The sequence below is a fragment of the Planotetraspora thailandica genome (assembly GCF_016863335.1).
Lineage (GTDB): Bacteria > Actinomycetota > Actinomycetes > Streptosporangiales > Streptosporangiaceae > Planotetraspora > Planotetraspora thailandica.
Map to the genome: position 1 here is coordinate 1 of NZ_BOOR01000005.1, position 23,600 is coordinate 23,600.

At 66.6% G+C, this 23,600-nt stretch carries 19 protein-coding genes and 1 tRNA gene; 6 read left to right on the forward strand and 14 right to left on the reverse strand.

From position 1 onward, the window contains the following. Nucleotides 1-211: 211 nt before the first annotated feature. The 14 genes from Pth03_RS02810 to dnaA form a co-directional block, all read right to left on the reverse strand. On the reverse strand, nucleotides 212-1,480 hold the full coding sequence (locus Pth03_RS02810) for an NAD(P)/FAD-dependent oxidoreductase (RefSeq protein WP_203942506.1): 1,269 nt from the start codon (nucleotides 1,478-1,480) through the stop codon (nucleotides 212-214). Then, nucleotides 1,477-1,878: a GtrA family protein gene (locus Pth03_RS02815; protein WP_203942507.1), complete on the reverse strand. Its 402-nt coding sequence runs from the start codon at nucleotides 1,876-1,878 to the stop codon at nucleotides 1,477-1,479. Before Pth03_RS02815 ends, Pth03_RS02810 begins: the two co-directional genes overlap by 4 nt. Beyond that, a complete protein-coding gene (locus Pth03_RS02820) occupies nucleotides 1,865-2,833 on the reverse strand; it encodes a glycosyltransferase family 2 protein (protein WP_203942508.1) in 969 nt (322 codons plus the stop codon). Before Pth03_RS02820 ends, Pth03_RS02815 begins: the two co-directional genes overlap by 14 nt. A 292-nt stretch (nucleotides 2,834-3,125) precedes the next feature. Further along, complete coding sequence (locus tag Pth03_RS02825) at nucleotides 3,126-5,423, reverse strand: glycosyltransferase (RefSeq protein WP_203942509.1); 2,298 nt, start codon at nucleotides 5,421-5,423, stop codon at nucleotides 3,126-3,128. Continuing rightward, nucleotides 5,420-6,733 carry a glycosyltransferase family 29 protein gene (locus tag Pth03_RS02830; protein WP_203942510.1) on the reverse strand — a complete coding sequence of 438 codons (1,314 nt, stop codon included), beginning with the start codon at nucleotides 6,731-6,733 and terminating at the stop codon, nucleotides 5,420-5,422. The genes Pth03_RS02825 and Pth03_RS02830 overlap by 4 nt, the downstream gene beginning before the upstream one ends. A 484-nt stretch (nucleotides 6,734-7,217) precedes the next feature. Next, nucleotides 7,218-7,291: transfer RNA gene (locus Pth03_RS02835), tRNA-Ile, on the reverse strand. Nucleotides 7,292-7,461: 170 nt separating this feature from the next. After that, nucleotides 7,462-8,520 (reverse strand): DUF3566 domain-containing protein, encoded by a 1,059-nt coding sequence (locus Pth03_RS41240; protein ID WP_239118714.1) that lies wholly within the window; start codon nucleotides 8,518-8,520, stop codon nucleotides 7,462-7,464. A 146-nt stretch (nucleotides 8,521-8,666) separates the two neighbouring features. Then, on the reverse strand, nucleotides 8,667-11,240 hold the full coding sequence (gene gyrA, locus Pth03_RS02845) for a DNA gyrase subunit A (RefSeq protein WP_203942511.1): 2,574 nt from the start codon (nucleotides 11,238-11,240) through the stop codon (nucleotides 8,667-8,669). A gap of 15 nt (nucleotides 11,241-11,255) precedes the next feature. Then, complete coding sequence (gene gyrB, locus Pth03_RS02850) at nucleotides 11,256-13,199, reverse strand: DNA topoisomerase (ATP-hydrolyzing) subunit B (protein WP_203942512.1); 1,944 nt, start codon at nucleotides 13,197-13,199, stop codon at nucleotides 11,256-11,258. A gap of 339 nt (nucleotides 13,200-13,538) precedes the next feature. After that, the gene (locus Pth03_RS02855; protein WP_203942513.1) at nucleotides 13,539-14,063 is read right to left on the reverse strand and encodes a DciA family protein; all 525 of its coding nucleotides are present in this window, start codon (nucleotides 14,061-14,063) and stop codon (nucleotides 13,539-13,541) included. Further along, nucleotides 14,053-15,270 carry a DNA replication/repair protein RecF gene (recF, locus tag Pth03_RS02860; protein ID WP_203942514.1) on the reverse strand — a complete coding sequence of 406 codons (1,218 nt, stop codon included), beginning with the start codon at nucleotides 15,268-15,270 and terminating at the stop codon, nucleotides 14,053-14,055. Before recF ends, Pth03_RS02855 begins: the two co-directional genes overlap by 11 nt. A gap of 68 nt (nucleotides 15,271-15,338) precedes the next feature. Further along, complete coding sequence (gene gnd, locus Pth03_RS02865; protein WP_203942515.1) at nucleotides 15,339-16,256, reverse strand: phosphogluconate dehydrogenase (NAD(+)-dependent, decarboxylating); 918 nt, start codon at nucleotides 16,254-16,256, stop codon at nucleotides 15,339-15,341. A 65-nt stretch (nucleotides 16,257-16,321) separates the two neighbouring features. Continuing rightward, the gene (dnaN, locus tag Pth03_RS02870) at nucleotides 16,322-17,461 is read right to left on the reverse strand and encodes a DNA polymerase III subunit beta (RefSeq protein WP_203942516.1); all 1,140 of its coding nucleotides are present in this window, start codon (nucleotides 17,459-17,461) and stop codon (nucleotides 16,322-16,324) included. Between the two features lie 533 nt (nucleotides 17,462-17,994). Further along, complete coding sequence (gene dnaA / locus Pth03_RS02875) at nucleotides 17,995-19,617, reverse strand: chromosomal replication initiator protein DnaA (RefSeq protein WP_203942517.1); 1,623 nt, start codon at nucleotides 19,615-19,617, stop codon at nucleotides 17,995-17,997. 539 nt (nucleotides 19,618-20,156) lie between these two features. On the opposite strand from dnaA, the gene rpmH reads away from it, so the two are divergent. The 6 genes from rpmH to rsmG all read left to right on the forward strand — a co-directional run bounded on the left by rpmH (nucleotide 20,157) and on the right by rsmG (nucleotide 23,450). Beyond that, nucleotides 20,157-20,294: a 50S ribosomal protein L34 gene (gene rpmH / locus Pth03_RS02880; RefSeq protein ID WP_155353559.1), complete on the forward strand. Its 138-nt coding sequence runs from the start codon at nucleotides 20,157-20,159 to the stop codon at nucleotides 20,292-20,294. A gap of 70 nt (nucleotides 20,295-20,364) precedes the next feature. Next, nucleotides 20,365-20,742 (forward strand): ribonuclease P protein component, encoded by a 378-nt coding sequence (rnpA, locus tag Pth03_RS02885; protein ID WP_203942518.1) that lies wholly within the window; start codon nucleotides 20,365-20,367, stop codon nucleotides 20,740-20,742. After that, nucleotides 20,739-21,062 carry a membrane protein insertion efficiency factor YidD gene (gene yidD, locus Pth03_RS02890; protein ID WP_203942519.1) on the forward strand — a complete coding sequence of 108 codons (324 nt, stop codon included), beginning with the start codon at nucleotides 20,739-20,741 and terminating at the stop codon, nucleotides 21,060-21,062. The genes rnpA and yidD overlap by 4 nt, the downstream gene beginning before the upstream one ends. Before the next feature lie 4 nt (nucleotides 21,063-21,066). Continuing rightward, nucleotides 21,067-22,020: a membrane protein insertase YidC gene (gene yidC / locus Pth03_RS02895; RefSeq protein ID WP_203942520.1), complete on the forward strand. Its 954-nt coding sequence runs from the start codon at nucleotides 21,067-21,069 to the stop codon at nucleotides 22,018-22,020. Nucleotides 22,021-22,039: 19 nt separating this feature from the next. Then, nucleotides 22,040-22,534, forward strand: coding sequence for a Jag family protein (locus tag Pth03_RS02900; RefSeq protein WP_203942521.1), 495 nt, complete (start codon nucleotides 22,040-22,042; stop codon nucleotides 22,532-22,534). A 226-nt stretch (nucleotides 22,535-22,760) separates the two neighbouring features. After that, the gene (gene rsmG / locus Pth03_RS02905; RefSeq protein ID WP_203942522.1) at nucleotides 22,761-23,450 is read left to right on the forward strand and encodes a 16S rRNA (guanine(527)-N(7))-methyltransferase RsmG; all 690 of its coding nucleotides are present in this window, start codon (nucleotides 22,761-22,763) and stop codon (nucleotides 23,448-23,450) included. The last annotated feature ends 150 nt before the right edge of the window (nucleotides 23,451-23,600 follow it).

Sequence of the window (23,600 nt, forward strand, 5' to 3'; positions counted from 1 at the left end):
CCTGCTTGGCCAGCTCGGTGCGCGGGTGATCGGCGGTGGGCCAGCCGATCACCCGACGTGAGGCGACTCTCATCGCGGACAGCGCGGGGGCCGAGTGAGGATGTCGACGTCCTCGCGCAGCCGGCGGTTCTCCCGCCGCAACGCGGCCAACTCCCCGCGCTCGCTGCTGGTCAGCCCCTCACGCTCAAGCCCAGCGGTTGCGGACGCGCGCTCAGCTCGCGCCGATGAGCTTGGTGACGCGATGAGCCAGAGCGACGGCGTAGTTCTGGCCCCGATCCTGCGGATAGATCTGAGCCATCGTCGCGAGCGTCACCCGGCTCATGTGGGTGCGGTGGCCCGGGATCAGCGAGCGGTATTCGGGCGTCACGACCGGCTGGGCGAAGGGCGCCCGGGAAAACTGCCAGTCCTTGATCCAGGAGCGGTCGAAGTCCGGGTTGATCCGCTGTAGCCACGGAACATACCGCTCCAGGAGCTCGGCCGGGTCGGTGGTGAACCGCCAGTCGTCGCGCGGCACGTAGTTGCCGACGTACACGACGTGGCGGTCGCCGTACTCCGAGGGGGCCACCATCTGGGTGTGCTCGACCACAGCGAGAAACGGGAACTCGGGCTCGTTGATGTTGAGCCAGTAGTACGGGATGAAGCTCCGATCCATCTCCAGTACGAAGCAGGTGGCACCCAGGTACTGGTTGCGCCAGACCGCGTCGTCGGCCGGAACGTCGGCCGCCTTGGCGAAGACCGGCTGCGGCGTCGTGACAATCAGCTGATCGAAGTCGTAGGTGGCGCCGTCCATGGTCCGCACCGTCACCTGGTCGGCGCCGTCGGGCTGGCGGATGGTGTCGACCTTCTTGCCGAACTCGACCTTTCCGCCGCGTGCGCTGACCGCGTCCTGCAGCGCCACGTAGACCTGGTCGAAGCCGCCGCGCATGTAGCCGAGCTCGAAAGTGCGGCAATAGACCCGCGCCCACAGCCACGCCATCGACACCTGATCGGCGCGCTCACCGAACTTCCCGCGCAGCAGCGGCTCCCAGATCGACTTGGTCACGTTCGCCCCCGCCCACCGGCGCATCCAGGACAGCGCGGTCTGGTCGTTGAACCGTTCGCCGTCGCGCACCAGCTTGAGAACGGCAGACGACAGGCCGAACCGCAGGCTGTCAATCGGTGAGAAGGTGGGGAAGCGGAGCATCTCCAACGGCGTGCTGAACGGATGGAGCTTGCCGTCACGGAAGACGCCGGTCGTCGGCTTGTGGAACTGCAGGTCGCCGCCGAGCCCCAGCTCCTCGATCAGGGCGATGATGTCCCGGTCCGAACGGAAGATGTGATGGTAGTACCGTTCCAGTGGTGTGCCGCCGACTTTGATCGACGCCGCGAGCCCGCCCAGCTCGTCCGCGGCCTCCAGGACCGTGACGGAATGGCCGGCCTTGACCGCGTCATAGGCGGCCGTCAGACCGGTTGCGCCCGCACCGATGATGCCGAGATTCATGCGAAACTCCACTTTCTGTTAAGCAGGAACTGGACCGCTAATACCAACGGCAGCGACCCTGCTTTGACGAGGTTCGGATCGGCACCGAGCCCGTCGGAGAAGACACGGAAGAGAACGTAGGTCAGAGCGATGCCGGTCAGCCCGACGATGTAGAACCGCACGAAGCGGATCAGCAGTCGGTCACGCTTGTCGAAGGTGAACAGCGCATTGAGGATGAAGTTGTTCGTGATCCCCAGGCTGGTGCTGATGGCATTGGCGAGCTGCTCGTTCCATCCGAGCACGTTGTAAAGCAGCAGGAAGACGCCGAGATCGAGAGCGACCCCACTGCCTCCGACGAGCGCATAGCGGATGAGCTGCCGCAGATCCTGGCCCTTGGCCGGTGCGTCAGTCGCCGTCATAGTGGATGACCTGCCGAACGATGTAGAGGGGCCGTGCCTGGGCTTCGGTGTACGTACGTCCGATGTAGCTGCCGAGCACCCCTATGGACAGCATCTGCGTGCCGCCAAGAAAAAGCATGGCCACCATCAACATCGTCCAGCCGGATACCGTGACGTCCGGCAGGAAGATTCGCATGCCCACGGCGTACGCGATGCCGACGAAGGACAGCATCAGAACGATGAAGCCGAGCCGTGTTATCAGCCGGAGGGGCACGGTGGAGAAGCCGGTGACTCCGTCGATGGCCAGCTTCGCCATCTTGCGCAGCGGATACTTGGTATCGCCCGCGAACCGCTCGTCACGGTCGAAGGCCACCTCGCTCTGGCGGAAGCCCATCGTGGCGACGATGCCTCGGACGAAACGGCTGCGCTCGCGGAAACGGCGCAACTCCTCCGCGACGCGGCGGTCCAGGAGCCGGAAGTCTCCGGTGTCCAGCGGGATGTCCACCTTGAAGACGTTGCGCATCGTCCTGTAGTACGCGTGCGCGGTGGCGCGCTTGAACAGCGTGTCCTGGCGGGTGCGGCGGCGCGCGTGCACGATCTCCGCACCCCCGCGCCACTCGTCGATCAGCTGGAGGCTGACCCGTGGCGGGTCCTGCAGATCGGTGTCCATGATGATCACCGCATCGCCGGTCGCCTCGTCCAGGCCGGCGGTGATGGCGATCTGGTGCCCGAAGTTCCGGGAGAAGTCGATGACGCGGATACGCGGATCGTTCTTCGCCAGATCATGGAGGATGGACAACGTGGCGTCCGACGAGCCGTCGTTCACGTACACGATCTCGTACGAATACTCCGGCCGTTCGGCCAGCGCCGCGTCGAGCTCGTCATTGAAGCGCCGAATGCCGTCCTGCTCGTTGTAGACGGGCAGGACATATGAGATGAGAGCGGCACCGGAACGGTCCGTCGGCTCAGAAGTCACGCCGGCTTCCGTCATGCGCATCACCGGCTGCCCCCAACACGGCGCGCAGGGCGCGCGCAAACTTTCCCAGACATCTTGCGAACCTATGGCCATCAACTAAATTGCGGGCAAAAACCTGAAGACGTTATCGGGTCGAGAAGTTGTCCGGCTTGGGACACTCAGCGACTCAACACGGGATATCCAGGATGGTGAGAGGCCTCGACCTCATCGTGATCGTGCGAGAGACGTTCACCTTCCGGCCGGACCCCTCGCAGTCGTCTGCCAAGGAATCCGGCCGGCGTCGTGGATCCGCCTAAAAGGTCCCGCTCAAAATCGCGGCGTTTTGGCGGGTGACAGCCCACAGGTCCTGCTGCCTCTGGTGCACGTCGGCCACGGTGGCGGCGTGGTTGCCGAGGATCCCGAGCGCCCGCTCGGAGAGCACGGCACCCAGATTGACGTCGTGCACCGACACTCCCCATTCGGGGCGCCCGATGTCAGACAGGAAATAGGCCATCTTCGGGTGGGAGATCAAGCTGATGATCGGTGTACCGCAGCCGAAGGGAATCATTCCGGCGTGACCCCGCATGCCGATGACCAGCTTCGTGCGCGCGTAGGACGCCCGGATCTGCTCATTGGAGTAGTCGTACATCGGCTCCACCTGGAGCGAGATGCCGTACTCACGCCGGAGGTCGAAGACGAACTTCTCATCGGTCACCGCGTGAGCGGCGTACCGCACATCGGTGTGCTTGCCGATGGCCCGGATCGCAGTGGCCATCTCCTTCAGGAAGTGGCCGTAGTCATGTCCGAACCGCAGGCCGGCGCGGTCGTAGGCACAGTTGATCAGCACGGTTTCGTCGCGCCGGACCGGGTCTTGCCAACCGGGGGTCAGCTGCCGGGCGACTGTGGTCGGACACGGCTGGAAGAGCACCTTGTCGCGGAGTTCTGCGGGAAGAAGCGCGCGTACCTTCTCCACCGAGCCGTGGTTGCGCAGTCCGAAGAACGCCGACCTAGAGACCAGCAACCGCAGGCTCTCGGTGAAACGGCTCCGGGTGTACGACTGCCCGTCGAAGGCGTTGTATCCGACCGCGAACACCGCGATCGGCACGTTGATCCGCTTGAGCATGTCGTCGGGGACGTTCCACTGCCAGGCACTGTTGCCGTTAGGTGATGTGTCCGGGATGAACAGGCCGCCGCCGCCGATGACCAACCCGCGCCTGGAGTTGATCTGCTCGAGAGCCTTCTCGTCGACCAGCCGGTGCACGTGAACCGAGTGCCACCGCCGCGGCCCAGTGTCCGGGCCGAAGCACATACGCACCGATTCCGGCAGCACCTTGTCGCCGGCGTTTCCCTGCCCGTCCATGTAGAACGCGACGTGGGCCAGTTGCTCGGACGGGATGCCCGTATCTCCGGCGCCGCCCTCGACAGTCCGCTTGTACATGATCCGGCTCATGCGGTCAGTCGGGTTGGTCGTGAGTCCCTGCAGGGCGTACCGGTTGGCCTTGGCGTCGTCGTTCCGGATCCAGGCGATCTGAGAGACCTGGCTGAAGACCTTGGCGGAGTTGGCGGCATCGGCGGACGCCAGCAGGAGGTGCGCCTCAGCCTCGTCGTAGCGGGAGACGGACATCAGCGCGGAGCCCAGCAGCGCGTGGGCGCCGGTCTCCTTGGCCGGAATCACGCTACGGGAGAGGATGTCGACGGCCTCGTGATAGCCGCCCTTATCCATGTACGCGGAGGCCACCTGCTGGGCGGCACGCAGTTCGCCGCCGTGTTTGATCATTCGCCGTCCGAAATGCATCAGGAGCTCAGGATGCTTCGGCCCGGACTGGGCGAGGAACTTGGTCGCGAAGTCGGCGTCGCTGAGGTCGTACGCCCGCCAGGCCGCCTCTGCCTGGGAGTAGCCCAACTCCCCGCCATTCCACGGCTTGTGCCGACCGGTGAAATGCAGGATGGCCACGTCGTCAGGCACCGGAAGGTCGCCGGCCAGGCGCCGCTTGACGTAGTTGTATCGCGAGTCGAGGCTGATGAAGCTTCCCTGCAGCAACGCGTTGAGGATGCCCTGGTCGTGCTTGTCCAGTTCGTACTCGCCGGACCGACCCGTGGCGTCGATCTGGGCGCAGAACTCGTCGCTCAGGTATTCCTTCTGGATCACGAGCAGGCCGCTGTTCAGCTTGTCCTGCCCCTGGAAGAACTGGGGGACCGCGCCGAGACCCCTGCGCATCTGGAGCAGCTCGCTGAGGTCGCCCAGGACGACCATGTCGGTGTCCAGGGTGATGATCGTGTCGTAGTCGCGGATGCGGAAGACATCCAGAATGAAGTAGGCCTTGCGGACGAGATAGTTGTCCGGGTTGCCCTTGACGAACTCGTCGTAGTGCGAGGCGTTCACCTGGCGCAACTTGATGCGCGGGTGCAGTCGCCTGATGGCCGTGACGGAGGCGGGGAGAAGGTCGTCGTAGAGAACGACGAAGTCCTCACAGATACCGGGGTTGGTCAGGGCGAGGCTACGCAGGAGAGTGAGAAACCCGGGCAGGTAGTTCTCGTCCACATACGACGCGAAGGCGATCCGGCGTTTGCCCGTCAGGTTAGAAGGCGTGGCATGCCTGGGGGAAGTCATCGCAGGGAGATCCTAATATCGGTAACCGCCTGGGCACGAGCCAGGACCCATTCCTTTTCCTTGCTGTAGCCGTGCACCGGAGTGATCGGCAGTTTCATCGCGGCGGGCAGCCGGTAGGCGCCGCTGTCGTAGAAGTCGAACCCGATCAGATCGATCTTCGGGTTGACGTCCAGGAAGTCCAACAGGTACAGCATGTTGAAGCCGGTGGTCGGGATGGACGGCCACACGTCCTCGCCCATCATCCCAAGGTCCCGTACCGGCCAGCGCAGCGTCCGGTCGTTCACGTAGCGCTGCGCACCAGGGACCAGTCGACGCCGCATCGACTGCTGCCACAGGCCGTTGTTGCCACCGAAGACGAGCCGGGTCTCGACCTTCTCTGCCCAGTTGAACCCGTGCTTGTGGATCGTCGCGTGGATGTCGGTACGCTTCCCGGTGGCAGACGGGTTGATCTGGTAGGAGTTGAACCTGACCACGAGGTCATAGGAGTCGATTTCAGACCCCATCGTGCTGTTCCCGGCGCCCTGCGAGTTCGCCACCAGGCAGATCGTCTTACCCGCGACCAAGTTGCGGAAGTCGCTCACCCCGATCGGCTCGGTCCCCCCCAACAGGGGATCGAGCACCGGTTCCCGCACCTTCAGACGGACGTGGTCGGCGTAGAGTTCGAACAGCCGGGTGGACGCGGCCAGTTGCCCGGTGTTCTCCTCTAGCAGGAGATCGATGAAGTCCGCAAGCGCCGACCGGATCTCGGTGCTGGACCAGCCCTCTTCCACCATGGCGGCCAACGCCGCTACCAAACGTGGTTCGGCCTGTTCCCACTGGCCATGGTCGGCGAGATCGCCGCCTTCCGCCCAGAGCTCGATGCCGGGGATTCCGGCGAAAGACTGTGCGGCAGGGCTTTCTTCCTGGAGCAGGCGAATGCTCTCGATGAGGCGCTCGTGGCTCTGCTTGAGACCCACGATGCGAGCAGCGGTACCCAGACCGTCGTCCTTGACCAGGGCGGCGTAGCGCTCATGCGCCTCAATCGCCTCGGCGTCCTGTCCCGTGGCCTCCAAGACCTGGGCACGTAACCGCCACGCGGCTCGCGAGCTGTCTCGCACGGACAACACCGTGTCGGTGATCGTGAGTGCAAGGCGCATTTCCTCGGGCGCCCCGACGTCGACCGCCTTTGATCCAACCTGCAACAGAGCCTCAAGGATCTCAGGGAGTTCCTTGTGCCAAGTGGTCTTCGCCGAGGCGATTACCGTGGCCTTCTCAGGGTCGGCCAAGACCCGCGTATAGGTGCTGATGAGCTCGGCGATCGCCTCGTCCAAGCGAATACGCTTCTGGTCCGGGTTCCGAGACAGTTTGCCGCTGTGTACGGCGCACGCCTGGACGCAGGATGCGAGGTTTGCTCGGCCGAGTGGCGTAGCCGTGGTCATCGCCCGGGAGGCGCTGGTCAGGCGCCCCTCGAGCCAGCCGGCCCGCAACTTAACCATGTTGCTCCAATGCTGATGTTAGGCCTCTTGGCAAGACGTCATCCTAGCTGTTGGTTTACACTTTTGTACCGATTTAGCGGTCTTCGCTCACTCGAGCGCGCACCCGCGTCTACGGATCAAGTGACGTCGTCGGTAAGGGTGTAAATCGCGACTCATCCTGTGGGGTCGGCGAGTGTGGTTGTTGTGACTATGACGCGGCCAGGGCGGTGGGCACCACGGGTTCGGCCGGGCGGACCAGGGCATCTCTCGCATTCGCCCGAACGAGCTTGTTGCAACAAAACAGCCCCGGAGCATGATTGCTACGGGGCGTCTTCACAAGTGGGGCTACCAGGACTTGAACCTGGGACCTCTTCCTTATCAGGGAAGCGCTCTAACCGTCTGAGCTATAGCCCCGCGTCGCGCAAGGAACGTTACCGCATCCCGTTTCGGGTGGCGAATCCGTTGCTTGAACGAGGAAAAGCTTACCGCGTCCGCGCGCCTGCCCGCGCCGTCCGCGGCCTCCCCGAACCAACCCTGTACGGCCGGCGCCCACCCGAGCAAGGCCGTACAGGGTGGTGAGAAGACTATTCGGCCTCGCTGAAGGTGACCTCGACGCCACCCACAAGGTCGGCCGCCACGTTGTAGATCACCGCGCCGAGCGTGGACAGGGCGGTGATGAGGACCACGTTGACCGCGCCCAGCAGGCCGGTGAAGCCCAGGATGCGTGCAGGGTCGAACCAGCCGCTGATGTCCAGAGTGCTGGCCGTCTGGGTGTCGCCGCTGGTGAGCGAGCTCACCGCCGAGGTGATCGAGCTGAACACCCCGATGCTCGACAACACGAAGTACAGAATCGCCACCGCGACGAAAAGCACCACGAAGCAGACCAGGGACACCACGAAGCTGAACTTCATGGCCGACCAGGGCTCCACCCGGCGCAGCACCAGATGTGCCCGTCGAGGACCCTTGCCGTCGCCCTTCTTGCCCTTGCCCTTGGGAGCGCCGGTCAGGCTGTCGAACCTGTTACCCGAAGCGGCGTAACCGGTGTCGTCTCCTCCGAGCCTGATCGGCGACGCGGCTGCGGAACCGGAAACCGAGCCCCCGGAGACAGAACTCCCGGATACGGGACCACGGCCGGCGGATCCTGCTCCGAACGAGCCGGACGGCGCGGCCCCTGGCCCCGATGCCGAGCCGGGGGTCCTGCCCGCGCCAGAGCTGGAGCTGGATGCGTCTCCCGTGGCGGCCGCACGCGGGAACGTCGCTGTCGGCTCGCCCGAACCGGCGGGCCTGCCCGCACCGCCCACACCGCCCGAACCGGCCGGCTTGCCGGGACCGCCTGAACCGGCGGCCGGCTTACCCGCGCCGCCCGAAACGGAGGCCGCCTTGCCCGTGGAGGAAGCACCCGGCTTACCGGTCCCCGGCTTCCCCGCACCGGACACGGACGGCTCCGCCTTGATCGGATCCTTGCCGGACGGGCTCGTGCCGCCGGAGGAAGATCCGGGATTTCCGAACGGCGGTGTCTTGCCGTCCGCCGGCTTCTCCGCATCCTTGGCGGTCTGCGGTTTCCACGGCTGGTCCGACCCAGAGGTGCGGATGCGGACGGTCGCATTGTCGGACTCGGACACCACCGAGTCGACCGGTGTCACTTTTTCTTTCTCGGGCGCCACCCCGGCGACGCTATCGCTTTTGTCCACCCGTGCGGTAACCCCGTCCCTCATCGAGGAGGACGCCGGACGGGCGCCTGGTGATTTCTTTCTGGGCGCCCCAGGCCCCCGTGCATCGCCGGTCTCACTCATGCATCGTCTCCTGCCCCGTTTTCTTGAGTCTCCACTGACTCGAGCTCTGCTGGCTCGGGCTCCGCCGACTCAACGGACTCCGATTCGATGTCATCGGAGTGATCCATGGCTTCGGCATTGCGGGCGAGGGCCACGACGCTGTCCCCTCCAGCGAGGTTCATCAGGCGCACCCCCATGGTCTGGCGGCCAGACTGCTTGATCTCGCCGGCACTGGTCCGGATCACTCCACCGGCCGATGTGATGGCGAAGACCTCGTCCTCAGGCCTCACCATGACGGCTCCAACCAGCTTGCCACGGGTACTGACGATCTTCGCGGTCAGCACCCCCTTGCCGCCCCGCCCTTGAACGGGGTACTGGTCGGCGGGAGTGCGCTTCGCATACCCGCCCTCAGTGGCGATCAGCACGTCGTCGCCGTGGCTGATCACGTTCATCGCGAGGAGTTCGTCCCCGTCGATGAAGCGCATGCCGATCACACCACTGGTGGCCCGGCCCATCGGGCGGAGTGCCTCATCGGAAGCGGTGAAGCGGATCGACTGCGCGTTCTTGGAGACGAGCAGCAGATCGTCCTCTTCCGACACGAGTCGCGCGGCGATCACTTCGTCATCTTCGCGCAAATTTATAGCGATAAGTCCACCGGAACGGGGTGAATCGTACTCAGAGAGACGCGTCTTCTTGACCAGACCGCTTCGGGTGGCCAGCACCAGGTACGGCGCAACGTCGTAATCCCGCAGGTCGAGGATCTCGGCGACGTGCTCGTCGGGCTGCATGGCGAGCAGGTTCGCCAGGTGCTGTCCCCGCGCGTCGCGTCCCGAGTCCGGAAGTTCGTACGCCTTGACCCGGTAGACCCGTCCCTTGTTGGTGAAGGCCAGCAGCCAGTGATGGGTCGTGGTGACGAAGAAGTGCTCGACGATGTCGTCCTGGCGGAGCTGGGCCCCGCGCACTCCCTTGCCTCCGCGCTTCTGCGCCCGGTACAGGTCCGTGTTCGTCCGCTTGGCGTAGCCGCCGCGTGTGATCGTGACGACCATGTCCTCTTCGGCGATCAGGTCCTCGATGGACATGTCGCCCTCGTAGGCGATGATCTCCGTCTTCCGCTCGTCGCCGTACCGGGTGACGATCTCGGTGAGCTCATCGGAGACGATCTGCCGCTGCCGGGCCTCGGAGGCGAGGATGTCCTGGTAGTCGGCGATCTGCGTCATCAGGCCGTCGTACTCGTCCTGGATCTGCTGACGCTCCAGGGCGGCCAGCTTGCGCAGCTGCATGTCCAGGATGGCCTGGGCCTGCACCTGGTCGATCTCCAGGAGCTCCATCAGGCCGCCCTGCGCCTCGGCCGCCGAAGGCGACCGCCTGATCAGCGCGATGACGTCGTCCATGCGGTCGAGCGCCTTGAGGAGACCACGCAGGATGTGGGCCCGCTCCTCGGCCTTGCGGAGCAGGAACCGGGTACGCCGGACGACGACCTCGATCTGGTGCTCGACGTAGTACTTGACGAACTGGTCGAGCCGCAGCGTGCGCGGCACCCCGTCGACCAGCGCGATCATGTTGGCGCCGAACGTGGTCTGCAGCTGGGTGTGCTTGTACAGGTTGTTCAGCACGACCTTGGCGACGGCGTCGCGCTTCAGCACGATCACCAGCCGCTGTCCGGTACGCGAGGACGTCTCGTCCCGCACGTCCGCGATGCCGGTGATCTTGCCGTCCTTCACCAGCTCGGCGATGGTCAGCGCGAGGTTGTCCGGGTTCACCTGGTACGGCAGGGCCGTCACGACCAGGCACTGCCGGCCCTTGGCGTCCTCTTCCACCTCGACGATGGCCCGCATCGTGATCGAGCCGCGGCCGGTGCGGTAGGCGTCGTCGATCCCGCGACGGCCGACGATGAGGGCGCCGGTCGGGAAGTCGGGGCCCTTCACCCGGGCGATGAGCCCCTCGAGCAGCTCCTCGTCGGTCGCCTCGTGGTGCTCCAGCGCCCACTTGACGGCCTCGCCGACCTCGCGCAGGTTGTGCGGCGGAATGTTGGTCGCCATGCCGACCGCGATGCCGGCGGACCCGTTGACCAGCAGGTTGGGGAACCGCGACGGCAGGACGACGGGCTCCTGGGAGCGGCCGTCGTAGTTGGGCTGGAAGTCGACGGTGTCCTTGTCGATGTCCCTGAGCATCTCCATGGCGATCGGCGCGAGACGGCACTCGGTGTACCGCATCGCGGCGGCCGGGTCGTTGCCCGGCGAGCCGAAGTTGCCCTGACCGTCGACCAGGGGATAGCGCAGCGACCACGGCTGCGCGAGCCGTACGACGGTGTCGTAGATCGACGCGTCGCCGTGCGGGTGGTAGGAGCCCATGACGTCGCCGACGACGCGCGAGCACTTGAAGTACCCGCGGTCGGGGCGGTATCCGCCGTCGAACATCGCGTACAGCACGCGCCGGTGGACGGGCTTGAGGCCATCACGGACGTCGGGCAGCGCACGGGACACGATGACGGACATCGCGTAGTCCATGTAGCTGCGCTGCATCTCGGACTGGATGTCGACCGGTTCGACGCGATCGGCAGGCGGCCCAGGCGGCGTGTTCACTTCCGTCACGGAAAAGTCCTTTTGCTAGACGTCGAGGAAACGAACGTCACGGGCATTGCGAATGATGAAGTTCCTGCGGGCCTCGACGTCCTCACCCATCAGGACGCTGAACAGCTCGTCGGCCTGCGCGGCGTCGTCGAGCGTCACCTGCAGAAGCACGCGGGTGTCCGGGTTCATCGTGGTGTCCCACAGCTGGGCGGCGTTCATCTCGCCGAGACCCTTGAAGCGCTGCACACCGTCGTGCTGGCGCGGGTCGCGCTTGCCGCGGCCGATGCCGTCCTCGATGATCGCGTCGCGCTCCCTGTCGGAATACGCGTAGGAGGCGTCCTCGCCCTTGCGGTCCCACTTGATCTTGTAGAGCGGCGGCTGGGAGAGGTACACGTGGCCGGCCTCGATGAGCGGCCGCATGAACCGGAACAGCAGCGTCAGCAGCAGCGTGGTGATGTGCTGGCCGTCGACGTCGGCGTCCGCCATCAGGATCAGCTTGTGGTAGCGCAGCTTCTCGATGTCGAACTCGTCGTGCACGCCGGTGCCGAGAGCCGTGATCAGCGCCTGGACCTCGGTGTTCTTGAGGACCTTGTCGATCCGCGCCTTCTCCACGTTCAGGATCTTGCCGCGGATGGGCAGGATGGCCTGGAACTTGGGGTCGCGACCGCCCTTGGCGGAGCCGCCGGCCGAGTCGCCCTCGACGATGTACAGCTCGCACTTCTCGGGCTCCGACCACTGGCAGTCGGCCAGCTTGCCCGGCAGTCCGCTGCCGCTCTCCAGCAGCGACTTGCGGCGGGTGAGGTCGCGGGCCTGGCGGGCCGCGATGCGGGCGCGGGAGGCCTGGAGCGACTTGGTGATGATGTCCTTGGCCTCACCGGGGTTGCGCTCGAACCAGTCGCGCAGGTGGTCGTTGCACGCCTTCTGCACGAACGACTTCGCCTCGGTGTTGCCGAGCTTGGTCTTGGTCTGCCCCTCGAACTGGGGGTCCGCCAGCTTCACCGAGATGATCGCGGCCAGGCCCTCGCGCACGTCGTCGCCGCTCAGGTTGTCGTCCTTGCCGTCCTTGAGGAACTTCTGCTCGCGCGCGTAGCGGTTGACGATGGTCGTCAGCGCCGCGCGGAAACCCTCCTCGTGGGTGCCGCCCTCGGCCGTGTTGATCGTGTTGGCGAACGTGTAGATCGACTCGCTGTAGGCGGCGTTCCACTGCATCGCGATCTCGACCGAGATGCCGTCGCCGTGCTCCTCGAAATCGATGACGGAGCTGTGGATCGGCTCCTTCTTGGAGTTGAGGTGGGAGACGAAGTCGGCCAGGCCGCCCTCGTAGTGGTACGTGACCTCGACGGGCTCGCCGTTGATGTGATCGGGCCGCTCGTCGCGGATGATCATCGCGAGGCCCTTGTTGAGGAAGGCCATCTCCTGGAACCGGCGCGTCAGCGTCTCGAAGTTCCAGACCGTCGTCTCGAAGATGGCGTCGTCCGCCCAGAACGTGGTCGTGGTGCCGGTCTCGTCGGTCGGCTCGCCTCTGGTCAGCGGGCCGGTCGGCTTGGAGTGGTCGTAGGACTGCCGCCAGTGGTAGCCGTCCCGCTTGATCTCGACCTCGAGCCGGGTGGACAGCGCGTTGACCACGGCCGCGCCGACGCCGTGGAGGCCGCCGGAGACGGCGTACGACTTGCCGTCGAACTTGCCGCCGGCGTGCAGCGTCGTCATGACCAGTTCGACTGCCGGGCGCTTTTCCACAGGATGCTCACCGACGGGGATTCCGCGGCCGTTGTCCACGACCCGGACGCCGTTGTCGGCGAGCAGCGTGACCTCGATCCTGTCGCAGTATCCGGCCAGCGCCTCGTCGACCGAGTTGTCCACGATTTCGTAGACCAGATGATGGAGACCCCGCTCACCCGTGGACCCGATGTACATTCCCGGGCGCTTGCGGACGGCCTCCAGACCTTCAAGAACGGTGATTGAGCTTGCGTCGTAGGACAAGTGCGAAATCCTCCTGCCGTGGACACGCGACCCTGGGGCCTGCTTGGCGCCCCTGCCGTGCCCATCACCGTCGTGAACTCCCCGATGCGCTCACCCCGGGGGCGTCGGTCCACAGGACCGGGGGTGCCGCAAACCGGACGTGTCTTAAGTCCGCTTTCATTCTACCCGCCTCGGGGACCTCAGGAGGCATTGACGGGGGCTGTGATGCCCTGTCGCGCGATGATCATGGTTCTGAACCTCCCCCACTCGGGTGGGGGGTCAGCGCCGCAGACGCGATTTTGGGCCGGTTCGGGCTTTCTCCGGCTCCGCACGGTTTCGCACGGTGACCATCGATACGGGTCACCCGTAGTTGTCCCCAGGGCCCTGGCTCCCGTGCACCCGGAGGCCCCCCGCGGGACGCGGCGCCCTGTTGGGCCCGTGCACCTTCACCCGCTGCACCGTGCCGTCGCCCAATTCCTCATTCAGCCTTCTGACCAGCGTAGACGCCAGGAGACGCACCTGCGTCGCCCAGGCGGTCGAGTCAGCGGCGACGATCACCTCACCGTCGGCGAAGGTCTCGGGAACGGTGTGACCGGCCAGTTCGGGGCCGACGATCTCGCGCCACCGGCCGAAGACGCCGCCGATCGCCGCAGGCTGCTCCCACCCGCGGTCGGCGAGCAGGTCGCGGATCGCCCGGCCGAACGGCTGGGGATCTCCGGCGTCCCTTTTCGGACCGCCGCCCCTCCTCCGCGGCTCCGACCGGGGGAGCTGGCCGCGTTTGGCGGCGTCGGCCTTCGCCTGCGCCAGCTTCTCCCGGGCGAGCGCGGCGCCCTTCGCCGCGGCTCCCCCCGGCGACTGCTCCCCACCTGTGGATTCAGCGGACACGCGACACGCTCCCTTCGGACACGGTGAAGCGGGCTCCGGCGAGCTGGGCGGGCACGTCGTCGGGGACGGCCGCGGTGATGAGGACCTGCTCGGCGGTGGCGACGATGTCGGTCAGCCGCCTGCGCCGCTGGTCGTCCAGCTCGGCGAAGACGTCGTCGAGGATGAGCACCGGATCGCCGCCGTCGGATCTGAGCAGCTCATAGGCCGCCAGCCGCAGCGCCAGCGCGAACGACCACGACTCGCCGTGGCTGGCGTAGCCGCGGGCGGGCAGATCCCCGATCGTCAGGAGCAGGTCGTCGCGGTGCGGGCCGACGAGGGTGACACCGCGGTCGATCTCGGCCTGCCGCACGTCGGCCATGCCGGCGCGCAGGCGTTCGGCCAACGCTTCGCGATTTGTCCCCAGGATGTCGATATCTGTGGACAACGTGCCCCCGGGTTCCCCGCCGTCCTCGTCGGCGGAACTGCGGTACCGCAGGCCGGCGGGCGCGGAGTTCGGCGCCAGGGTGGCGTACGCCTTCGCCACCAGCGGCCGCATCGCCTCGACCAGGTCCAGCCTGGCCGCCAGAAGTTCGGCGCCGTGCCGTACGAGATGGGCGTCCCAGACCTCCAGGGTGCTCATCACGTCGCCGGCGCCCGCGGCGCCGAAGGCCGCGTCGTCGTCCCGCCTCCGGGAGCCGCCCCGCCGCCCCGACCTGGTCGCGGCGGCCGTACGCAACAGGGCGTTGCGCTGCTTCAGGACCCTGTCGTAGTCGGCCCGCACTCCGGCGAATCTCGGAGCCCGGGCGACCAGCAGGTCGTCGAGGAACCGGCGGCGCTCGGAGGGATCGCCTTTGGACAACGCCAGGTCCTCCGGCGCGAACAGCACCGTGCGCAGGATCCCCAGCGCGTCACGTGGCCGGGAGACGGGGGACCTGTTGACCCGGGCGCGGTTGGACCGCCCCGGGTTGATCTCCAGCTCGATCAGCGCCCGGCGGTCGTCCTTGACGACCACCGACCTGATGATCGCGCGCTGGGCGCCCTGCCGTACGAGGGGGGCGTCGGTCGCGACCCGGTGGCTGGAATGCGTCGCGAGATAGCCCACAGCCTCGACCAGATTGGTCTTCCCCTGCCCGTTGGGCCCGACGAAGGCCGTCGTCCCCGGCTCGAGTTCGAGCTCGACCGAGGGATACGACCGGAAGTCGGTGAGGGAGAGGCGGGCCACATGCACGCCGCAAGGCTACTAACGCCCCGGGCTTCACGTCGTACGGCAGGCGCTTTCGGGCAACCGCCCGGAAATCAGCTCTGGCCCTCCGCCGAGGTCACCGCGTGCCCGCCGAACTGGTTGCGCAGCGCGGCGATCATCTTCATCGAGGGGGAGTCGGCCTGGCGGGAGGTGAAACGCGCGTAGAGGGCGGCGGTGATCGCCGGCAGCGGCACCGCGTGGTCGACGGCCGCCTGCACGGTCCACCGACCCTCGCCCGAGTCCTCCGCATAGCCCTTGAGCTCCGACAGGTCGGGGTCCTGCTCCAGAGCCCGCACCAGCAGGTCGAGCAGCCACGAGCGGATGACGGTGCCGTGCCGCCAGCTCGCGAAGGCGCCGGGGACGTCGGTCACGACGTCGCTGGCCTCCAGCAGCTCCCAGCCCTCGGCGAAGGCCTGCATCATGCCGTACTCGATGCCGTTGTGGACCATCTTCGCGAAGTGGCCTGCGCCGATGGACCCTGCGTGGACGAACCCGTCGGGTCCCTGGGGACGCAGCGTTTCGAAGACCGGGGTGAGCCGCTGCACGTTCTCGGCGTCACCTCCGGCCATCAGGGCGTAGCCGTTCTCCAGCCCCCAGACGCCGCCGCTCACGCCGACGTCGACGAAGCCGACGCCCTTCTCGGCGAGCTCGGCGGCGTGCTTCTGGTCGTCCTTGTAGTGGGAGTTGCCGCCGTCGATGACCAGGTCACCGGGGGAGAGCACCTCCCCGAGGGCGGTGATCGTGGCACGCGTGGGCTCCCCTGCGGGAACCATCACCCACACGACCCGCGGCGCCTGGAGCCGCTCGACAAGGTCCTCGAGGCTCGCGGCGTCGCTGACCTCGGGGTCGCGGTCGTAGCCGATCACCTCGTGGCCGCCGCGGCGAAGCCGCTCGGCCATGTTGCCGCCCATCTTGCCGAGACCGATCATGCCGATCTGCATGTCTGACACACTCCTCAGCCTCCGCGTCATCACCGAGGCACGCCGTACTCAGAACCGGGCCCCCTGATTCGGCCCCGGTAGATGGTACGCCTGTGTCAGCTTGACAGTCGGATCGGCATGATGAGGTAGCGATAGTCCTCAATTGCACCGTCATCCACAGGCTTTCCACCGGTGAGGATGGCGGGCTTGGTGGACGTCGTGAACTGGAGCCTGGCCACGTCGGAGTCGATCGCCCCCAGCCCCTCCAGGAGGAACTGGTGGTTGAAGGCGATGTTGATCTCCTCGCCGTCGAACTCCACCGGCAGCGCCTCCACCGCCTGCGCCTCGTCGCCGCTCCCGGCCTCCAGGATGACCTCGCCGCCGCGGAAGGCCAGCCGTACGGGGGTGTTGCGCTCGGCGACGAGCGCGACGCGCTTGACCGCCTCCACGAACGCGCTTGTGGACAGGTCGGCGTGGGCCGAGAACTGGGTGGGCAGCAGCGAGCGGTACTTGGGGAACTCGGGGTCGAGCAGCCGCGTCGTGGTCCGCCGTCCCGAACTGGAGAATCCGATCATGCCCTCCCCGGTGCCGCCGGCGGAGCTGAGCGCGATCTCGACCTGGGCGCCCGTAGCCCCGAGCGCCTTGGCGGTGTCGGCCAGCGTACGGCCGGGCACCATGGCGATCGCCTGGAAGTCGGGCTGCTCGGGCTGCCACTTCAGCTCGCGTACGGCGAGGCGGTAGCGGTCCGTCGCGGCGAGGGTGACCGTGTCGCCCTCGATCTCCATGCGGACGCCTGTGAGCATCGGCAGGGTGTCGTCCTTGCCGGCGGCGACGGCGACCTGGGCGACGGCAGAGGCGAAGACGTCGCTGCCGATGCGGCCCGCGGCGGGCGGCATGGCCGGCAGCGACGGGTAGTCCTCAACCGGCATGGTCAGCAGCGTGAACCGGGCGCTTCCACAGGTGACGACCGCCTTGGGACCGTCGACGACGAAGTCGACCGGCTGGGCGGGGAGCGCCCTGGTGATCTCCGCGAGGAGTTTGCCTGAGACGAGAACCACACCGGCTTCGCCGACCTGTGGATCAAGGGTGACCTGTGCGGAGACCTCGTAGTCGAAGCCGGAGAGCTTCAACTGCTGCTCCTCGGTGACCTCGAGCCTCATGCCGGCCAGCACCGGCACCGACGGCCGGGCCGGAAGGCTGCGCGCCGTCCACGCGACGGCCTCGGCGAGCACGTCTCGATCGATCCGGAACATCACGTGGATCAGCCTCCTGGGTGTCGCTGCATCGTCAGGTGTCCACTCTCCCAGCCCTTGGCCCCTGGCTCCTCCAGAACCCCTTCTATGGTTCTTGAGTTCTTTAGTGAGAGAGATATAGGTCTTCTTATTAGGGGGCGTGGATATGTGGATGTCGAGCATGTTCGCAGGTCAGAGCGAATATTTAATCCACTGGGGGTGTGGGCGAGACGTGGATGCGTCCTGCGCGGCTGTGGGGGGAGAAGCGATCCCCACACCGGTTCCCCAGCCGCGGCGCCCTTCGTCCACGAGTTACCCACGGGGTTTCCACCGGTTGTCCACGGGGTGAATGGGGCCGCCGCGACCGGTGAGGCGCGTCGCGCACAGGGCGTCCCCATGTCGTCCACGAACGGTCCCCAACCTGTCCCCAGGATTTCCCCACATTCGTCCACCGCCTCTAAACGGGTCATTTCCGCCCGGCGACGCGTGGATGTCTCCCAGAAGGCGTACTCAACGCGGCTGAGGTTTGATCCACAGCGATATCCACAGGCTGTGCATCAAGTGTTGCGAGCGCGCTGCTTGACCCGGGTCGTGAGCTCGTTGACCTGGTTGTACATCGAGCGCCGCTCCGCCATGAGCGACCGGATCTTGCGGTCGGCGTGCATCACGGTGGTGTGGTCACGCCCCCCGAACTGCTGCCCGATCTTGGGAAGGGACAGGTCGGTGAGCTCGCGCGCCAGGTACATCGCGATCTGCCGGGCCGTGACGAGCGCGCGCGAACGTGAGCTTCCACACAGGTCGTCGAGGGAGACGCCGAAATACTCCGCCGTCGTCGACATGATCAGTGAAATGGTGATCTCGGGGGTGGCGTCCTCGGTGATCAGGTCCTTGAGAACGACCTCGGCGAGCTGGATGTCCACAGACTGTCGGTTCAGGCTGGCGAACGCCGTCACCCGGATGAGGGCGCCCTCGAGCTCGCGGATGTTGGTGGCGATGCGGCTCGCTATGTATTCGAGCACGTCGGGCGGCGCCGCCAGGCCCTCCTGGATGGCCTTCTTCCGGAGGATCGCGATGCGGGTCTCCAGCTCGGGCGGCTGGACGTCGGTGATCAGACCCCACTCGAAACGGTTGCGCAGCCGGTCTTCCAGGGTGACGAGCTGCTTGGGCGCCCGGTCGCTGGAGATCACGATCTGCTTGCTGGCGTTGTGGAGGGTGTTGAAGGTGTGGAAGAACTCCTCCTGCGTCTGCTCCTTGCCCTCCAGGAACTGGATGTCGTCCACCAGCAGGATGTCGACCGCGCGGTAGCGCGACCGGAAGCCGTCGGCCTTGTGGTCCCGGATCGAGTTGATGAAGTCGTTGGTGAACTCCTCGGAGCTCACGTATCTCACCCGGGCGCCGTCGTAGAGGCTCTGCGCGTAGTGGCCGATGGCGTGGAGCAGGTGCGTCTTGCCCAGGCCGGAGTCTCCGTAGATGAACAGCGGGTTGTACGCCTTCGCGGGCGTCTCCGCCACGGCCACCGCCGCGGCGTGGGCGAAACGGTTGCTCGCGCCGATGACGAAGGTCTCGAAGGTGTACTTCGCGTTCAGCCGGGCGGGCTCTCCGGTCGTCCGCGAGCCCCGGGTGTCCCACCGGTTCTGCACCGGTTCGGGCTTCGGCGCCGGAGGCGGCTCCGGAGAATACGCGGGGCCGGCCTGTGGATACTGCTGCGACCCGTACGGATCGTCCACGGGCGCTGCGCCGTCCTGGCCGAAGGAGGGGAATCCCTGAGGCTGTGGACGATGCTGTGGAAAGTCGGTGGGCGGGGTGAGCGTTTCCGGCCGGTGATGCCGCCCGTAGCTCTGCGGCGGGGGCTGGCCGTTGTGGGGATAACCCTGATCTTGAGGCTGGGGATAGCCGTCGTGCTGAGCCGGCTGCGAGGAGGACGCGCCGGGATCCACCATCACGGCGATCCGCACGGGGCGGCCGAACTCCTGCGAGAGCGCGTGGGCGATCAGGGGCCGGAGCCGCACCTCGAGGACTTCCTTCGCGAAGTCGTTCGGCGCGGCCAGGAGGATCGTGTCGTTGATGAGCCCGGACGGCTGCGTCATCTGGAGGAATGCGCGCTGCTGCCCGGAGACGCCTTCATCGAGAAGAGTCCCGAGCGCCCGAGCCCATACCGCGTTGAGGTCGACGCCTTCCATGGCTCCGCCCCTCCTCCCTAGCGCGGCCCCCGCTCGCTCGCCGCGTTCCGATTCCACTCCAGCCCAGCCGGACAACCCGGCGGTGTTCAGCTCTCGCCGGCTGATCCACATGAGATCCACATGTTGTGCACAGTCGATCCGCTGTTCTCCGGGCGCATCCACGGTGACAGAGGGAAAGGCCGGAAGGGTTGACAGTAGCGGTGAGCCAACATGCGTTCAAGACGTTGTCCACAGCCTAGTGGCCTCAGGATGCTCGCCGTGCGCGCTTGTTCCTTCCGATATCCACCGCCACTGGGGATATCCGGTGGACGACGGCGCGCGGGCAGATCGGCGCGGCCTTGGGGTTCCCGGATGCCGGGTTCGTAGGGATAGAGTGGCCGGTCGGGTTTGACCTGACACGCGATCGGCCCGTAACGTGTGCCGGTCGGCTAATCTCGCGACGGCTATTTCGCATGCCCACGCACATTGACGAGCCGCAACCTTGGAATGCCCCGCGCCCGCGGATCACGCGGGTGCTTCAGAAGCCTGGGAGCCCACTCGTGAGCAAGCGTACTTTCCAGCCGAACAACCGTCGCCGCGCGAAGACCCACGGCTTCCGGCTGCGTATGCGCACCCGTGCCGGTCGCGCGATCCTGGCGGCCCGGCGTCGTAAGGGCCGCGCCGAGCTCACCGTCTGACGACGGGAAGCGCCGTCGCCCGCCGACCCCTGGTGGTGGCGGGCGACAGCCGTACCTTGAGGAGCACACGGTGCTGCCGTCCGGGTCGCGGATGCGACGAGGCGACCAGTTCGCCGACGCGATACGCCGCGGGCGACGCGCCGGCCGCCCCACGCTGGTCGCACATTTCACCGTGCGCGAAAACGATGATCAACCGCTCGTCGGGTTCGTCGTGAGCAAAGCGGTCGGGGGCGCTGTGATCAGAAACCAGGTCAAGCGCAGGCTCAGACACCTGATGCGGGCCCGTGTGCACCGGTTGCCGAGAGGTAGCCTGCTTGTGGTACGCGCCAATCCACCGGCTGCGTCCGCGCGAAGCGAGCACCTGGCCGCCGAACTCGACGTCGCGCTGGATCGTTTACTCCGGCGGCAGGGGTCCGAATCGCGGACCCCGACGGATGGACGGTCATGACTGTGGAGCAGCCGATTCCCGAGTCCGGGATCGTGGCCCCAGACTCGCAGCCTCACGGCTCGGCGGGTCCGGTGGCTCGTGTTCTGCTTGTCCTGATCCGGTTTTACCGGGCCTTCATCAGTCCGATGCTCGGGCCGCGCTGCCGGTTCGAGCCGTCTTGCAGCGCCTACGGCCTGGAGGCGATCGCCGTTCACGGGGCTCCCCGCGGGGTATGGCTGACCGTTAGGCGTATTGGACGGTGTCATCCGTTCCACCCTGGAGGTTTCGACCCGGTGCCCCCACGCCGAGTCCGGTCTCACGACGAATCGCAAGGGAGCTAGCTCGGTGGAGCTGCCATTCCTGAATCCGCTGTACACGGCCGTGGCCTGGGTGATTACCCAGATCCATGCCGGTTACAGCCTTTTCATCCCCTCAGACAACGGGTTCAACTGGGCGCTCACCATCATCACGCTCACCGTGCTGATGCGTCTCCTGATCTTCCCGCTCTTCCTCAAGCAGATGCGCTCGTCGCGGAAGATGCAGGAGCTCGCCCCCAAGGTCCAAGAGCTGCGCAAGAAGTACAAGAGCGACAAGCAGCGCATGAACCAGGAAGTCATGCGTGTCTACCAGGAGGCCGGGGCGAACCCCCTCGGCGGATGCCTCCCGGTCGTGGCGCAGTTCCCGGTCTTCATCTCGATGTTCACCGTGCTGCGGGCCATCGCGGATGACAAGCCCGACTTCGGCATGACGACGCAACTCGTGGACAGCGCGCGTGCGGCGCACATCCTGGGCGCACCGCTCCCCGCGACCTTCTGGACGAGTGCGGGGGAGATCGCCAAGTTCGGCGCCGACCCCGTGATCACGAAGATCGTCCTCGCCATCTTCGTCGCGATCAGCTCGGGTACGACGTTCCTCACCGTCCGGCAGAGCGTGACGCGCTCAATGCAGCAGATGCCGGACAACCCCATGGCTCAGCAGCAGAAGATCCTGATGTACATCTCGCCGCTGTTCGCCATCTTCAGCTTGAACTTCCCCCTCGGCCTGATCCTTTACTGGGTGACGACCAACATCTGGACGCTCAGCCAGCAACACTGGTTCTACAGTCGCCATCCCATGCCGGTCGTCGACGAGAAGGGCAACGTGACGACGCCCGAGCCCACGAACGGGATCTTCACCAAGCTCGTCGGCAAACCGAAGGCGGCGACTCAGGAGCAACCGGCGGCGCCGGAGCCTAAGATCGTCCGGCAGCAGCCGACCCGCCAGACACGCAGCAAGCGCACCGGCAGCAAGAAGTCGTAGGAGAAGGAGAGTTCCGGACGTGACCGAACCTGAGGACGGCGTGAAGCCCGCTCCCGACGTCGAGGCGCTGGAGCAGGAGGGGGAGATCGCTGCCGACTACCTCGAGGGCCTGCTCGACATCGCCGACATCGACGGCGACATCGACATGGACGTCGAGGGCGACCGTGCGGTCGTGTCGATCGTCGACATCAAGGGCGGCGACCTCGCGGGTCCGTCCGGCGAGGTGCTCGAAGCCCTTCAGGAGCTCACCCGCCTCGCCGTGCACCGGCAGACCGGGGAGCGTTCGCGGCTGATGCTCGACGTCGGCCGTTTCCGGGAGCGCCGGAGGGTGGAGCTGACGAAGATCGGTTCGGCCGCGGCCAACGACGTCAAGCGCAGCGGAGAGCCCAAGGCGCTGCAGCCGATGACGCCGTTCGAGCGGAAGATCGTGCACGACGCCGTCGCCGCCGCGGGTCTGCGCAGCGAGTCGGAGGGCGAGGAGCCACGCCGATTCGTCGTCGTCCTGCCCGCCTAGGCAGGTTCGCCCCGGTTCTTCTCTTGTACGGCAAGCCGCCGGACTCCTCATGGAGCCGGCGGCTTCGTCGTTTCTGCCGGTCGTTCCCGACGGGAGGACGCGGGTCGGCCACGATGGCCATTCCGACGGGGGTGCGGCAGGGCATGATTTGTCAGGCACGACCTTGAAGGTCGTTCGGGGATGGGCCATTACCCTTGGCTCGACAGCGTTCGCGGATGAGTGAGTGATGACGGAGAGCAACGAGCTGCCTGAGGCGCCTGATGTGGCGCGGGAGGTTTTCATCGGTGATGCGCTGGAGCGGGCGCGGATGTTCGCGGATCTGCTCGCGGGGCCGGGGGTGGTGCGAGGTTTGCTCGGCCCGCGTGAGATACCGCGCATCTGGGAGCGCCATCTGCTCAACTGCGCCGTCGTGGCGGAGGCGATTCCCCAGGATGCGCGCGTCGTCGACATCGGGTCGGGGGCGGGGCTGCCCGGGCTGGTGCTGGCGATCGTCCGTCCGGACATTCGGGTGACCTTGCTGGACCCGCTGCTCCGGCGCACCGTGTTCTTGGCCGAGGCCGTCGAGACGCTGAAGCTGGACAACGCCGAGGTCGTCCGCGGGCGTGCGGAGGAGCTGGCAGGAAAGCGGTCGTTCGATGTCGCGACGGCTCGCGCGGTGGCGTCGCTTGATCGCCTGCTGGAGTGGGCGTTGCCGCTGCTGCGGGTCGACGGGCAGCTCCTGGCGATGAAGGGGGATCGTGCCGTCGAAGAACTCGAGGCGGCACGACCCCAATTGACGGCTTCTGGAGCGCGTTCAGCCGAGCTTGTTACGGTGGGGCGCGGTAGGGTCGAGCCGCCCGCCACTCTCGTTCGTGTGATCGCGGGAACTCCCCCCGAGTCGAGTGGACGTGGACCGCGGCGGCGGCGGAAGAGGTGAGCGTTTTGCCGGATACGGCAGGCCTGGGTTGGCCGGAAAGTTCCCCCGCCCTACCCTGGGAGATCGCGACATCACGCCGGCCTTCGGGGGTTGGCTGGCCGCGTTTCTCTGCTTCACAGGTCGAAAGGACGACGACCGTGTCCCAGACCC